Raw genomic sequence first — 15,121 nt, forward strand, 5'->3', positions numbered from 1 at the left:
AAAACAAATGATTCGCAGTCGCTTTTCCTTGTCGCTGGGCCCAGTGCTGGCTGTTGTTGCATTTGCAACGCTTGCTAGCGTTACGCCCAATGGTAAGGCCGAGTCGCCTAGCGAGTCCCTGCAATTGGCTGCGGGGCCTATGGAAGCACATCAAGCGGGCACCGCGACTGATCCCTACGACTTTCAGTGGTGGAATGCTTCGATCGCCGGCCCCATCATGCCGCAACCCCATTGGGTTTCTTTCGATCTGAATACGGTATTGCTCGATACGTTGACGCATAGCCCGCGGATCAAAAGTGTGTCCAGTCGCACAAGTGTGGCACTGGAAAAGATCACTCAACAGGATGCCGCCTTTGATTCCAAGATTCTGTTGGAAACCAAAGCGGGCATGACCAACGATCCGGTCGGCAACACCTTGACCACGGGGGGGCCGAGTCGTTTGCAGCAAGACTCGTCTAGCGTTTCCGCAGGAGTGGCAAAGACGACGCGCGGCGGCTCGACTTGGGATTTGTCCCAAGAACTGGGCACATTGAATAGCAATAGCTTGTTCTTTGATCCCAAGCATCAAGGCAATTCACGGCTGAGTCTCAGTTTGACGCGGCCATTGTTGGCCCGTGGTGGCCAGGTCTATACCGAGCGACTGCTGACTCAGGCTCAAATTGATGCCGGTGTTTCTTGGCAAGAGATGCGTCGCCAAGTCGAAAAGCGAATCGCCGATGTGATGACCGCGTACTGGAACCTTTACGAAGCTCGTTGTCACTTTCTGCAACAGCAGAAACTGCTCGCACGTGGCCAAGAGATAGAACGCATCATTGTCGGACGTGCCGATTTTGATTCCAGTCGAATCGAGTTGGCCAAAGTTCGCGGTCGTCTGGCGCGTCGGATGGATCAAATCATCTCGGCCGAAGCGAATGTACGTCGCCAGCAAGCGAGACTCGCGATGCTGATCGGTCGCCCCGAATTGGTGTCGGCGGAAAACGCTTTGGAGATGATCCCGATGGATCCTCCGTTGGCGGCATCGTTGCAATGGACTCTTCGCGATGCGGTCATCAAAGGGTTAGAGAACCGACCCGAAGTGCGAGCGGCTGCGAAAGAATTGGAATCCGCTGCCCTATCGATGCAGATTACCCGTAATCAATTGTTGCCAGAACTGAACGCAGTGTTTGATGCCTATCTGGCTGCATTGAACGGACGCAACGACGTTTTCCATTCATTCGGCAATCAATTTACCGAAGGCGGTCCAGGGCTGAGCGCGGCTTTGCAATACGAAATGCCACGAGCCAATCGTTACGCTCGCGCCCGTCATCGTGAAGCGATCCATTGGTACCGTCAAAAGAGCGAAGAGCTGCGTGAGACGATGCAAGTCACCCGCGCCGAGATCGAAACGGCATTGATCGATGTCGAAACCACGATCGCTCAACATCAAAGCAAGCGTCAAACGGTGATGGCCACGATCGATGAGGAAACCGTGTTGACCGAACGTTACCGAATGCTCGGTGGCGATGGCACCCGGGTCGGTATCGTGCTTGAAAATCTGCTGGATTCCCAACAACGTCGTTCGGATGCCGAACGCGAGTGGGTTTCGACACAGGTGAGTTACTTGGTTTCGTTGATCGAATTAGAACGGGCGATGGGCAATCTGCTGATCCACGAGAACATCGAAACGCTGCGAAGTCCAGGTCGTACTGATATCGAGATCGTACGATCAGTGAACGCGGACTCAGCCTCGATAATTCCACGTGCTGAATTTGGCTCATTCGAACAACCGTTAAACCAATGGCCTCCATCGGATCTCGTTGAGCCATCGAATGTTTCTGTTGATACCTCCTCGGACAACTTGGTCCTGCCATTGCCGGCACCACAGCTAGGAACGCTGCTTCCAGCCACATCGCCCGTCGAGAGAAACCCTGCTTTGCCCGCGACTCGGTTGCGACCAACGCGACTTGGTCTAGGCAACCCAAATTCGGGGTTAATCGAAACCACTGACGAGGAAGGACTCTAAGCATGATCCAAAGAATGAAAACCATTGGGAAGCGGATGTCGATCGTTAAGATTCCATTGGCCGTACTTGCTGTGTCCTCGACCATCGCGTGGAACATGGGCGTTACCCCTGGTATCGTTTTTAACACGGCGTTTGCACAAAACCCCTCTTTTCAGCAGCAACAAACGTTGGTGTATGACGGGTTTACCGAACCCGAGCATGACGTGATGGTGGCAGCTGCCGAAGTCGGATTGCTGATGTCCGTCAACGTCGAAGTCGGCGACCGTGTCGAAGCAGGCCATGTGATTGGACGGCTAGACGATGATGTGCAGGTTTCGGCGGTCAAGATCGCTGCCTTACAAGCCAAGATGCGGGGAAATCAAGATGCCGCCGAAGTCGAGGCCGATCTGCAACGTAAACGTGTCGTGATGGTTCGAGAGTTGGCAGGGAAAAACATGGCTCGGCCTGATGAATTGCGTCGTACCGAGGCCGACTTGGAAATCTCCGAAGCACGATTGCTGGCTGCGAAAGAACAGACGAGTCTCCGCCAACTTGAACTCGAGCGGTATCAACTGCAATTGAATCGGCGTCAAATTTTGGCTCCCGTCGGTGGAGTGATCGCCGAGTTGTTTCGTGAGCCGGGCGAGTACGTGTCGCCAAGTGACCCCGTGATCGCTCGGTTGCTTGTCATGGAACGATTGATTGGTGTGTTCAATGTTCCTGCGGAAGAGATTTCTCGGATGCAGGTAGGGACGCCAACACGCGTATTCTTGCGAAGCAACGGCAAAACAATTGATACGAAAATCAGTTCGATTGCACCCGACATCGATGGCGAAAGTGGGACGGTCCAGGTCCGCGTCGAGCTCGACAATGCCGGCCACGCGCTACGCGCCGGCGATCGCTGTACGCTAAGCATCATGGGGGCGTCCCAAATTAAATCTTCGGGTGCGAAGCATTCGGTTTCGCAAACGCCTCAACATCCTAGATTGACGTCACCGGAGGGCATGGCAAGGTGAGTATCGTTTCACCCTTCGAATCGTCTAAATCCGATGCAACGTTGCACGTCTCTTTGACGGGCAACGACTTGAAATCTGCCGCTGCGCGAGCTGGGGCTGCATCGGGTTCAACGCCGAAACAACCGGGATCACCGTCTGTAGATCCGCAAAGTCCGCCTGAACAGCTAGGAAAGTTGTTTGAGATTGTCGGTGCGATTGCGGCTGCCGATACTCGTTCGGATGCGATGCGTGTATTGACTCAAGAGATCTCGCGGCAATTTCCCGATGCGACGGTCCGTTGTGGAGTCGGTAATGCCCATCTAAAACGCTTGTATGACCAGCGTCTTGGATGGCTTGGCCCTGAAAGCGGTCCGCGCGTTGCCGCGTCTGGGCAGTGGACGGAATTGATCGACGCCAAGTGTGGTGTGTTGTTGGACGATCAAGCAATGATCTTGTGCATGCCACAATCCGACACCGATCAACGCTGTCTAATATGGATCTATCCGGTATCCAACAAGTCGGTATTCGGCGAATGGCTACGAGCGATCATTCGGCCGTTGACGAACGTGTTTTGGAGTCGACCGAATCGCGCCGCGCCGAAAGTCATTCGCAAGCTGACGCGTCGTACCTTAACAATTGCCGGTGCGGTATCACTACTGCTTGTGCTGTTGGCGTTTTGGCCGGTGCCCTATCGCGTTGATTGCACCGCGTCCGTCAAACCGCTTCAGCAACGTTTGGTGGCGACCCCGTTCGAGGCCACGTTGTTGTCAAACCATGTCAAACCGGGCCAGACCGTGAAGGCGGGCGAGCGGTTGGTCACCCTTGACGGGCGTCCGCTTCGATTGGAACGCGAATCGATTTTGGCCGAGATTCAGCAAGCGACCAAGGAACACGACACCGCACTTGCGACGGGCCGCATCGCCGACGCACAGCAAGCCAAACTTCGTGAACGACAACTCAATCGCAGCTTGGATTTGTTGACCGATCGTTTACAGCGACTCGAAGTGCTAAGCCCAATCGATGGCGTCATAATCAGTGGCGACCTCAGCCAATACGTCGGATCACCGTTGGAACTCGGACAAACCATGTTCGAGATTTCGCCGATGAATCGGATGGCGATCGAGGTCGAAATTCCCGCTCATGAAATTGATTTTGTCAATTCCGAGTCGATTGCACGCATTCGGTTTGGTTCGATCGGCGGCCGCTCGATTCGACAAACACTCGAGGATTTGTACCCCTCATCCGAAATTCGCGATGACAAGAACGTTTTCATCGGTCGTATCGAAGTTGAAAACGCGGATGGCAAGTTGCGTCCAGGCATGCAGGGTGACGCGACGACGTACGGCCCACTGCGACCTTGGATCTGGTCCTGGGTCCGAACGGGAGTTGAAAGAGTGTTGTGGTGGGTCGGGTATTAGACGCAGCGGCAGGTTGTGCCGTGCCTGTCGTAGCGAAAGTCGCGGAGACTTTCGTCGTGGAATGTTGATGCCCGAAACTCTTCGCGAGTTTCGCTACCCTAAAACACACCGATGACAGGCTGGAAGCCTATCCCACATTTTTAGTAATAACATGAGCAGCGACGCCAATTCACCTTCAATGCCAACCGTGATCCTCGATCCCGAAGTGACCTTTGTCACTCGCGAGATCGGTGGACGCACTACCTATGTGTCGCACCACGAAGCCACGGGGAAATTCTTTCAACTCGGACCCGAAGAGTACCGTGTCGCGACGCTGCTTGACGGTGTGCGAGGCGTTCCGGAATTGTTTCATGCATTGCAAGCCGAAGGGATCCAGTGGTCCACCGAAGATCTGGCCAAATTTATTTCTCAGCTCGTCCAGGCCAACGTGGCACGCATCAAGCATCGACCGCTCAATGACGCCCAACCGCCGACAGCGGAAACGTCGACTGATTCGTGCGATCAAGCTGCTGATCAGCCCGCCGCCGCAGAGCCGACGCCCGCAGCGAACCCGGCGGCAGGGCCACAGCCACCTCAGCCCAGTCCAGTGGCGACGGTGCTGCGTTATATGCCGCTGATGATTAGTCAACGTATCCCGCTATTTCGCGGTGATGTGATTGCGACTTTTCTAACGCGATATCTTGGCTGGACCTTTGAGCGAATTGGGCTTGCTGTTTGGAGCTTGCTTGTCTTTAGCGGCCTCTGTGTCGTCTATGGACATGCCGATGCGTTTGCGGCCGAATTGCGTCAGATGTTTGATCCCGGTTTGTGGCCCGTATTGTTTTTGATTTGGGTCGTTGCAAAAATGATCCACGAAGCGGGGCATGCGGTTGCCGCGAAACATCACGGCGTTTCAGTCGGCCAAGTGGGGATCATGTTCTTCTTGCTTGCGCCGCTGGCGTACGTGGATGTGACCGATGCTTGGAAATTGCGTCGACGATTTCATCGTGTTCAGATCGCCCTCGGGGGCGTCTATTTCGAAATGGCGATCGCGTCGGTTGCAGCTTGGGCATGGTGGTTTATGGCGGATGGCTACAGTAGGCACATCGCCGCTCAGTTCTTTTTGATCTCGGGCCCCGCGACGCTGCTGGTCAACGCGAATCCGCTGCTACGACTGGACGGTTACTATGTGCTATCCGATTTGACGGAAATCCCGAACTTGCGGATGCACGGTCGTCGGCATTTGGGTTCGGTATTGCAGTGGCTGCTTTTCAATATTCCTCAACCACGACAACTGTTGTCGGGATGGCGCGTCTGGTTTGCCTCGATTCACGCGGCATGTAGCGTTGTCTTTCAAGTCTTTTGGATGGGCGGGCTGGTGTTGGGGGTCGCGATGTGGGCACGCGGTCTGGGAATTATGTTGGCGATCGCAGGCGTGTTGATGTGGTTTGTCATTCCCGCAGTTCGCTGGATTTGGAAAGTCTGGACGATGGCGCCGGGCGAACGTTTTGGTCTAAATCACTATCGTCGACGAATGTTGTTTTACGCTAGTTTCCTATCGTTTGTCTTTCAGCAACTCGGCACCGTGTCCTCGCCGTTTGACCGTCGTGTGCCAGTGGTGGTTCGGTTTCAAGATGAACAAATTGCTCGCTCGCCAAGTGATGCGTTCGTCGAGTCGTTGTTCGTGCAACGTGGCCAACACGTCGAACTTGGCACTCTACTGATGCGGCTAAAAGATCCCGAGCTCCGTATTCGTCGTGAAAAGAAAGCCGACGACCTCGAGATCGCGGAACTGCAATCGGTTCAATTTCGTCGACAAGGCGAATTGTCCAAAGCGGCAGCCTACCTCGAGAACGCCAACGCATTGCGACGTCAAGTTGCTGAAATGGACGAGCAGATTGCACAGTTGACTGTCGTGGCAAAACGCTCGGGATACATCATTGGTAACCATGTCGAATCGCTGCCGGGACGTTTTGTCGCCGCCGGAAACGAATTGTTGCGTGTGTCGGATCCACAGGAAAAAGAGTTACTGGCCGTGGTTCCCGAACAAGACGTCGATGCCTACCAATTAGCGACCAGCATGACCTCGGCATCTCATGTGCGATTGCGAGGCGGATTGACCATTAAAGCCAAACCTGCATCGCTGCGACCGCGTGCGTACCGCAAATTGATGCATCCAGCACTTGCGGCAACGGTCGGAGGCCCCTTGGCAATCGAACCAGCAATGGATGGCTCGGGTGAGATGCGAATGGCGCAACCTCATTTTGAGAGCATCACAAAACTGGATCCAATCACGAGCGCCGAAGTCCGAGCGGGGCAGTTGGGGAGCATGACAATTCGAGACAATCGTCCCGTGCTCTCGCGCATCTATGAAGCCATCGCAAGTGATTTGCGTCGCATCGGGCGTCCGCAATAAAACATCGCGGTTACGCGTGATGCGGCAGACTCGACCGATCAAAGGCTTCGGGGAATAGGTGGCTAAGGTTTCGGATCTTATACGAGCCATCGATCACATCCGTGGTGATGATTGGCAAATTTAATCCGAACTCGGCCAAGAATTGGCGGCATGCACCACACGGGGCAACGCCGCCGACACTTGCGATGGCAATCGCACGCCACTCGCGATAACCCGCTGCGATTGCCGAGGATGCTGCGACACGTTCGGCGCACAAGCACATCGAATAGCTCGCGTTCTCGACATTGCATCCGATCACGACGGCGCCATCGTTCATCAACAGTGCCGCGCCCACGTAAAAGTGACTGTGGGGAGCATACGCCTGATCCCGCGCCGTGGTCGCTGACAGGATCAGTCGGTCAATCTCTTTGGTCTTAAGATCCACCATCGTAGTGCTCGGTTAATCGTGAAGAGTGGCTAGTCGTGAAAAGCAGCAATGTCGAACGAACGAAAATGGATAAGATGAGAATAGCTTCGTTTTTGCTTGACTAAACGTCAAGTTTGAATCTGTGGGCTCTACTAATGTTTTAAACGGTTCTCGTTTGCAAAGCAAGCAAATCAGCCCAATCGAATCCGTTCTCGTGGGTCAGGGCAACGGAAAAGCTTCCCAAACCGTTTCAACATGCCAAGTTTCAGGATCGCAACGGGTTTTCTCACCCCACGGTATCTTTCGCGGATGGAGCCTTAGGTGACATCCAGGACGGTCCCACTTCCGGCTAAGGAAAATCACAACCCGACGCGTCAGTTTTGAAGTAGCTGTTTTTGTGCCGGAGGCACTTTATGGGATAGCCTTGGACTTTAGTCCAAGGTTTATCGGTTCTGAAATTGGCACCAAGTCGCGGAGCGACGTTCTGTGACGAACGATCAAGTCACAAAACGTCCCGCTGGGACTCGATTGATATTGGCGAAAATCCCTCGGACTAAAGTCCGAGGCTATCGGAATATGTCGCTCCGCGACAGCAAATAGCGAAACTTCAAAGCTCATGCTTCAGCTTATAATGATGATTGCTCAGATGCCCCAGGTGACTATGTAGGAGTCGGCGAAGCCGACATATGCGACTATCCCTCAGCGATTAAAATCGGCTTCCGTCTGGCTTGTCCAGGCGGAGCGGGCAACTGATAGCTACCAGTGGAACATCCTTTTGCAGATCCTCTTCTCTCAAAGGACGCCTTTTGAGCTAGCAACACTCTCTTGAGTGCTGCTAGCTCAGAGATGGCAATTTTCAATTGCTAAACGAACGCAATAGATTACGCAATTTCTTACCCGTCGTTTCCGCCTCGACTGATATTAGAGAGGTAAAACTGTTACCACTGAGGGTGTTTCCGGTTAGTTCGATTTCAAGCTGCTGTACGCTGTTGTCTTGGTCTGCCTGCAGGGCAGTGGTGTAGCGAGCCAGCAAATCTGTTTCTTTCAATCTGAATTTCAGCACAAGGTCGAGTCTTCCGTCGCCATCGACATCAACCAGTTTGCTCCGGTGCACGCTCGCTCCGGCCCAAGCGATCGAATCGACTTGAATTTGAGACACATCGGATGTTGCCGTCGAGTAAAGGACAATACTCATCGTCTTTCCTCCCTTGTCGGCTGAGTTCAAATTGATTCTGCCGCTTTCGGTCTCGCCTCGGAAGTCCAACGCTGGCGTTTCGACTGATCCAATATCAATACCTCGACCCAGAATCCGATCGACCCCACGTTGATCGAGCGCAGGAAGCCCGGTGATTTCACTATTCCCTGCTTCGAGCAATGGACTGCCAGCGAGCGGAGCCCGCGTCAACGTAGCTCCACCGTTGTCCTGTAACTCGCCCAGCATTGGATCAAGAGGATTCTCGACGGTGCCTTTGAAATCAGTATCTGGTCCCGATCCGTTTCCAACTAAGGCGATGTTATCACCTTCGCCAAAGAAGTTTCCGCCTAACGTCGTTGCTGTCCCATCGATGTCACTCTCTGGCAAACTGCCGGGCGCATCGTGCAGACTCCCTTGCTGGTTACGGGCAATCACCGTGTTGCCAATTGACGTGGCTGCAGAGGCCGAACGTAGTCCGCCAACGACGCCGCCAACGTTGTCGGAGATCGTCACATTGGTTAGCTTGAAATCGGTTTGAGTGCCGCGAGAGTTAAGACCTCCGGCAATGACTCCGCGATTGTCCGTGATCGTACTATTGGTAATGCTGCCTCCGTAAGGAACGACGAAAAGACCTCCAGCATTTCCTCCGACATTGCCACTAATCGTGCTTCCGACAATGTCTAGATAGCCGCCTCTTTGAAAAAGCCCTGCCGAGGCCGCGCCATTTCCTGGACCATCGAGAACGACCATGTTGTTTGCGATTGTCGATTCGGAGATGCTCAGCGAAGACGAACTGCCTTGATCGTCGGGTCCGCTACTGTAGGCGTGGACGCCAGCTGTGCCACGTGCTGAATTTTCTGACACCGTGACACGTTCTAGACGAAAGTCTCCATATCCGAAGAACGCCACTCCGCCACCCTGCCCCATCGTCTCCGTTGCAATCACATTTCCTGTAATTGTCGTGTCGGCGACTGTGACATCAGCAAAGATTGGTAAATCGACGGTGGTCGATGACCAAATCTGAATACCACCTCCATTTCCGCGAGACTCATTGTTGCTGATGTAACTATTTGAGATCGAAATGGCATCTGATGTAGATGGTAAAACACTGATGCCGCCACCCCCAACGCTCGATTGACCATTTACATCGCCATTATTCGTAGCGAAAATTCTATCAATGGTGAGACCATCGGCATTCTCAATCCTGATCCCATGCTCTCCGTTGTTATCGAATAATCCGCCGGCAATAACAAGCTTGGGCGATGTGGACGCACTTAGACCGGACATTCCATTGTCGCTAAATGTTCCGCCCGCGACCAACGCATTTGCAGTGTCTTGCATCGACAGCCCATGGTCGGCGTTAGAGGTCAGCACCGCGTTGGAAATCGTAATCGATTCTTGTTGGAAAACACGTATGCCACTGAATCCATTCCCCGTGGCAGTCACATTATCCAAGTTTACATCGCCGAGTGCATTCCTGGTCAGAATGCCGAAAATTGCATTGTTCGTCGTCGTCACATCTTCAACGGTGAGTGATCCGGGGTAGCCAATGATTGGGCTTGAATTGCCCGATTCACGCAATTCAGCTGAGAAGATCCCGTGATAAAGATTTTCGAACAGACTATCGCGGATGACCATGTTCCCACTTTGATGAACGACACCGCTGCGATCTTGCGGTCCATCGACTCGGATGTTTTCGAGCAAGACGTTGGCAGGGGATGTAACACGAACGGCAGCTAAGTACGTGTCTTCAATCGTCAAGTCGCGAATCGTGATGTCAAGCGGCGCGTTGATCAAGAAGCTGTTTCCATTTCCCGATGTGAGAACAACGTCGGTCGCTTCGCCAGTAGCGCCTCGAATCAAGATCGCGCCGTCGTCGTTTCCAATATTGGCGAATGAAATCTGGCTGTCGTAACGCAGTCCGTCAGCTCGCGGTGCAACAACAATTTCATCGTCGCCAGCATTGCGTCGGGCCGCGACAACGGCCCGGTTAATGGACGCAAATGGATTCTCCTCCGTACCATCGTTTTGCGAATTGACAAAATCAGCGTCGACGAAATAGGTTGTCAACACCATGCGTTTTTCCAACGATTCAGCCTTTAGCAATCGGCGTCGATATTTTCGCTTTGATTTGTTTCCAAGCTTGGTGGTCGCGTTTCGTTTAAGCATCGTCATTTTTCTCGAAATTCCATCAAGGGGAAAGTAGCAGCCCTCTTCCGACAAGAAAGGCGTTTCGAACGCTGGTGGGTAATATAATAACCAACGAGTCGACCGCTGTGGGGCGGTCTCGAGGCTGGTCAGAGGTAGGGCCGTTCCCCCTGGGGGCACCCACGGAATGTGGCGCCGAGCCGCAATGCTATTTCCAGTTCGGGAAATGTGTTTTGCCGAGTTAGCGTTAATCATTCCCCCGGTTGCTTGTGCATTATCCGCCACACCCCCAATAAGGGCTTCGCTTTAGGGAAGGTCGGATGGAGCCGTCAGTGACATCCGGGACGGTCCCGCAGTTAGCTTTTCAGTACCTTGACTGCGGAAAACAAGCGTTTGCATCTGAATGTGAGCGGTGATACGTGAGAGAGCATTCGGATAAGGGAAGTGATAACCCGACGCGTCAGCGAGGGACCGCATCAAGATCCATCGTCCCTCGCTCACACTTCGGGTTATGGTGATGATTGCTCAGCGGCCCCAGGTGACTTTATAGGTTTCGACGACGCCGACATGTGCGACTAAGCAGAAAGGCAGGAGTGATTGGGTGAAATCCCATTAGCCGCTTGGAGGCTAGCGCCAAACTGCTTTGCATTGCTTTCACTCGGTAGCGAGCAGTTGTTTCCTCCGCCGAGACAAGCTCGGACGGAATAATGTTTCACGGTTCTGAATTTCTTACATCCACGTCCTTCAGGAAAAAACTCGCGCCCCCCCTCAAGCAATCCTCCCCCGGCTGCACACCTATTCCCGCACGAGATTGCGGTTTTCTCGCGTCATCAATATCTGCAACTGCTCGACCTGACCGTCTTGCGACTCCAGTCCCAAGGTGACTTCCCAATCCGGTTCGTGGCCCATTTTTGATAACACTTCTACCAAGTCCTCAGCGATTCGCTTGCGTGACTTCTCGCCGAATTCCTTATTCGCAAACTCCATGATCTGATCGATCGGTATGTCATCAATCGACACGAGCGGGGACCACTTGTCGTGCACACAGACGACCGGTCGGTCGTTCTCCCAGCGGACACCGGTGTACGGAGCGACTTTTGCATAGCCACCCTTCGTCACCAACTTTTTCTGCGAACGGGGGATGGATTGCTCCAACAGCTTGTATCCGATCGGGTCGACATCAGGGCCGCCACTGTTAGTCACCACCGCGACACCCACTCCGTGATCAGGCGCGAAACCGATCCACGCACTGCAATTGCTGCGGCCGCCGTTCTTCTTCACGATCCGGCCCACCAATTCACGCGATCGCACGGACCATCCGAGTGCGTTGCCCGACGCCGATCCATCCGACAGCCTCGTCTCGGTATGAAGCTGATCGAGCATTTCACGCGAGAAAAAGCCCGGCTTCATTTGAGCTGCCAAAAACTTTGCTAGGTCCTCGACTGACGTGACCAGGCCCCCGGAAGCAGCCAACCGCTCTTTGAATGAGTGTTCTCTTTCGCGTTGCGACCCGTGAGCGTAACCGGTCGCCGGGCGGAGTGTGTCGTCAGCCTGGATGGCGGTTCGTGCCAGCTTTAACGGTTCGCAAACAAGCTCCTGCATAAGCTGGTCCAATGGTTTGTCGGCAGCGTACTCCAACGCATGTCCAAGTAATCCAAATCCGAGGTTGGAATACTGTTCAGCGGTGCCGGGATCGGCTTCCAATTTGACGTTGCTCAGGAGATCATAAAGACGCTGGGGTTCCAACGCGTACCAGCCCTCGACCGATTGAACCGGACCCGGCACGCCCCTTGGCAACCCCGACGTGTGGGACGCAAGTTGGCGTAACGTAATCGTGGCTCCGACTGCGGGCGTCGTGCTGATCAAAACATCCTCGGGTAGGTATTTGACGACGGGCTGATCCAGGTCGACGATGCCGCGTTCATGCAGGATCACTGCCAGCGACGCCGTGAATGCCTTGGTCACCGAGGCAACATGATACTGGGTTTGCAGAGTTGCCGGCCTGCCCGCCTTGATGTCTTCCAATCCGTAAACACGCTGGTACACAAGCTCACCATCTCGCACGATCGCGACGCCAAGGCTTGGGTATCTGCCATCCAACATTTTCTGTAGCCACGTATCAAGATGCGCGATGTCATCATCGTCAAATGCACTGACATCATCCAATCCGGGCCCACGCAACGTATCACTTCGTATTTCAACATAGAATGCATACAAGGCCACGAAGGCCATGATCGAGATGAACACGGTCAACACCAGGATCAGTATCGCCGGAGCCTTTGGCAAGCGACGCCGCAATGGTTTTGTCACCTTTTTCATGTCATCTCCCGAATCTGACGTACTGAGTTCGCGGTCCACAGCCGCAAATTGTTTCTGCTTTTTGCGTGACCACAACCACACGCACCCGAATACGATTTCAAATGGGATCACTGCGGCAACCACCGATTGAAAAAACACAGGCCCCATATCCGGTATCGCATACCGCAGCCCACAGTAGGCTCCGACCAGCGTCGGCAGGATGATCGCAAACGCTTCTCGCCATGACGGAATGATGAGATTCCAATTCTCCGCCCAACTGGAATTCAGTCCACAATTGCGGACCGGTTCCGCGAGTGCAGACACGAGATCAATGATGTCGCCGGAGTTTTCGCTGTTCGTATCACTTTCAAGACCTGCGACGAGTTTTAGCAAGTCCTGGCGTCGCGGTTCGAACTGTTCACGCACGACGTGTTGATTCATTCGATAGGTCGACCCATAGAGCACGAGGAGGATCAGCCCCAGAAATCCTGCGAATAGGACGAATTCCAACCCGCCACTTGAACTTTGCCAGGCAACATGCAGGAAGAACGCCATGATCGAAATCGCGAACGGCAATAGGTACCACCAAAAAACATTGCGCAGCAACCAGATTTGATGCTCGACCTGTCTCAACGACTCCTTCACGTAGTAAAGAAGCGGTTCACCGGGTTCACTTGGCCCCTTTGGATGCCGCCGGCGGTCCACCAAGATGAAACCGGCAACCCAGATCAGCGCCGGCACCGTCAGATACCAAGTCCATGGCAACGACAGCGTGATGCCCATCACGAACCAGACCGGTATCAGCAGCAACGACACACCGGCTTCACGAACATCTCGCCAGAAGATTGTCGATTGAAATTCTTGGTTGGACTGTTGCACTTCTTTCGATAGTAAATCGGCATCGAATGTAATATGCATCTGAGCGGCGTCCGATTTCCATGCCTGTTGGTATTTGTCAAGATTCATCGGATTCTCCGCCCATCAGTGCATTCAAGGACTTTTTGGCCCTGTTCAGCTTCACTCCTACGTTGCTTTCTGAGATTCCCAGCACTTCAGCAATCTCCCGATAACTCAGTTCGTCCAGGTACAGCAGCACGAGTGCCGCATCGGTCTTCGGCAACTTATGGATCGCTGCGTAGAGTTGCTCAACGGTCTCTCGCTGCTGAACCTGCTCCTCACCGTCAGAGTCTCGCGTTGCCACGGTTTGCACCTGTAGCAGCGGTTGTTGGCCAGCGCGTCGACGTTGATCTTTGCGGTGCCAATTCATGGCGGTGTGCAGTGCAACACGATAAAACCACGTCGCCGCACTCGCTTTGCCCTCAAATTTCGGTAACGATCGCCACGCCTGGAGCAGAATTTCCTGAGCGAGGTCCTGACACTCCTCGCTGGTGAGGGTGTAAGCGCGTGCCACCTTCATGACCGAAGAGCTGTGCTCCTCAAGCCAGTTTGTGAACAGCGATTTTTGATCTTCGTCAAGCACGGATGGTCTTTGCCCAGAGATGCAAGTTCTCGTTCCAGTAGTATTGGTATCGCGAACAAGCGGCAACTTACAGAAAAAAATCAAACTTTCCGATCACACCAGCACGATAGCCTGAGAAATTATCGAAAGAAGCACACATCTCGCTGAACACCACCCCTGGTCTTCAGGCTCCTGCCTGGTAACCCAATGAATTGCAGGCTCCCGCCTGCCGAGCGTGAAAGGACGAGTAAGCGGCCGGGTGGCCAGAGAAAGTGGATTTCGTTTCGGCTGACAAGTCCGTCAGTAACAAATCGCACGTCCCAAGCCGACATGAACGATAATCCCACCGGGATTACAGAAATAGCTTCCGTCTGGCTTGCCCTGACGGAGCGGGCAACTGAAAGCTACCAATAAAGTTTTCTTCTGCAATGGATCTCCGCTGCGGGCTTGTCACAAATGGCGTGGACTTTGTGAGCCGACGGCGCTAGCCGCGGGCCGCTTAAACTTTGGAATTGACGTCGGATATTGGGGGTGAGTTTTTCTTCCGTGCAGTTACCTCTCCACCGACGAAGTCGGGGGAGAGGTGGCAGAAAACCGGCGCCACTAAAACTCAGAAGAAGCCCAAAGTATTAGCCGTCCAGCGCGGGCCTCATTTTGCCAACTTTTTACCGAGCGGCGGCCCGACGCTTCGCCATTGGCTCCCCTCTCCCCGTGAATTCGAACAACGTTTGATTCAATTGGCCGAGTCACATGATCCGAATTCACAGGGAGAGGGGAGCCAGGGAAGGTGGTTGTGATTCGTCCAACAGATCCGTAACTTATTAAT

General features: G+C 53.8%; 8 protein-coding genes. 4 read left to right on the forward strand and 4 right to left on the reverse strand.

The annotated features are described in order from the left end of the window. The first annotated feature begins 7 nt into the window (after window positions 1-7). From SH528x_RS12660 to SH528x_RS12675, 4 genes are all read left to right on the forward strand, one after another. The gene (locus tag SH528x_RS12660) at window positions 8-2,002 is read left to right on the forward strand and encodes a TolC family protein (RefSeq protein WP_442510881.1); all 1,995 of its coding nucleotides are present in this window, start codon (window positions 8-10) and stop codon (window positions 2,000-2,002) included. Window positions 2,003-2,004: 2 nt separating this feature from the next. After that, on the forward strand, window positions 2,005-2,997 hold the full coding sequence (locus SH528x_RS12665; protein WP_442510882.1) for an efflux RND transporter periplasmic adaptor subunit: 993 nt from the start codon (window positions 2,005-2,007) through the stop codon (window positions 2,995-2,997). After that, window positions 2,994-4,394, forward strand: a complete 1,401-nt coding sequence (locus tag SH528x_RS12670) for an efflux RND transporter periplasmic adaptor subunit (protein ID WP_442510883.1) — start codon at window positions 2,994-2,996, stop codon at window positions 4,392-4,394. Before SH528x_RS12665 ends, SH528x_RS12670 begins: the two co-directional genes overlap by 4 nt. A 151-nt stretch (window positions 4,395-4,545) precedes the next feature. Next, entirely contained in the window at window positions 4,546-6,789 is a 2,244-nt protein-coding gene (locus SH528x_RS12675) for an efflux RND transporter periplasmic adaptor subunit (protein WP_442510884.1), read from the forward strand. A 10-nt stretch (window positions 6,790-6,799) separates the two neighbouring features. Here SH528x_RS12675 and cdd read toward each other — a convergent pair whose 3' ends face one another. The 4 genes from cdd to SH528x_RS12695 form a co-directional block, all read right to left on the reverse strand. Further along, a complete protein-coding gene (gene cdd / locus SH528x_RS12680; protein WP_442510885.1) occupies window positions 6,800-7,216 on the reverse strand; it encodes a cytidine deaminase in 417 nt (138 codons plus the stop codon). Between the two features lie 835 nt (window positions 7,217-8,051). Beyond that, window positions 8,052-10,559 (reverse strand): right-handed parallel beta-helix repeat-containing protein, encoded by a 2,508-nt coding sequence (locus SH528x_RS12685; RefSeq protein ID WP_442510886.1) that lies wholly within the window; start codon window positions 10,557-10,559, stop codon window positions 8,052-8,054. Between the two features lie 774 nt (window positions 10,560-11,333). Continuing rightward, on the reverse strand, window positions 11,334-13,802 hold the full coding sequence (locus SH528x_RS12690; protein WP_442510887.1) for a serine hydrolase domain-containing protein: 2,469 nt from the start codon (window positions 13,800-13,802) through the stop codon (window positions 11,334-11,336). Continuing rightward, window positions 13,792-14,316, reverse strand: a complete 525-nt coding sequence (locus tag SH528x_RS12695) for an RNA polymerase sigma factor (protein WP_442510888.1) — start codon at window positions 14,314-14,316, stop codon at window positions 13,792-13,794. The genes SH528x_RS12690 and SH528x_RS12695 overlap by 11 nt, the downstream gene beginning before the upstream one ends. Window positions 14,317-15,121 lie beyond the last annotated feature (805 nt).

It is taken from the genome of Novipirellula methanifontis (assembly GCF_052161655.1).
In the GTDB taxonomy this organism is placed as follows: domain Bacteria; phylum Planctomycetota; class Planctomycetia; order Pirellulales; family Pirellulaceae; genus Novipirellula.

Coding starts and splice junctions, on each gene's coding strand:
- SH528x_RS12685 (WP_442510886.1), bottom strand. CDS start 10,559: ATGCTTAAACGAAACGCGACCACCAAGCTTGGAAACAAATCAAAGCGA.
- cdd (WP_442510885.1), bottom strand. CDS start 7,216: ATGGTGGATCTTAAGACCAAAGAGATTGACCGACTGATCCTGTCAGCG.
- SH528x_RS12665 (WP_442510882.1), top strand. CDS start 2,005: ATGATCCAAAGAATGAAAACCATTGGGAAGCGGATGTCGATCGTTAAG.
- SH528x_RS12675 (WP_442510884.1), top strand. CDS start 4,546: ATGAGCAGCGACGCCAATTCACCTTCAATGCCAACCGTGATCCTCGAT.
- SH528x_RS12690 (WP_442510887.1), bottom strand. CDS start 13,802: ATGAATCTTGACAAATACCAACAGGCATGGAAATCGGACGCCGCTCAG.
- SH528x_RS12660 (WP_442510881.1), top strand. CDS start 8: ATGATTCGCAGTCGCTTTTCCTTGTCGCTGGGCCCAGTGCTGGCTGTT.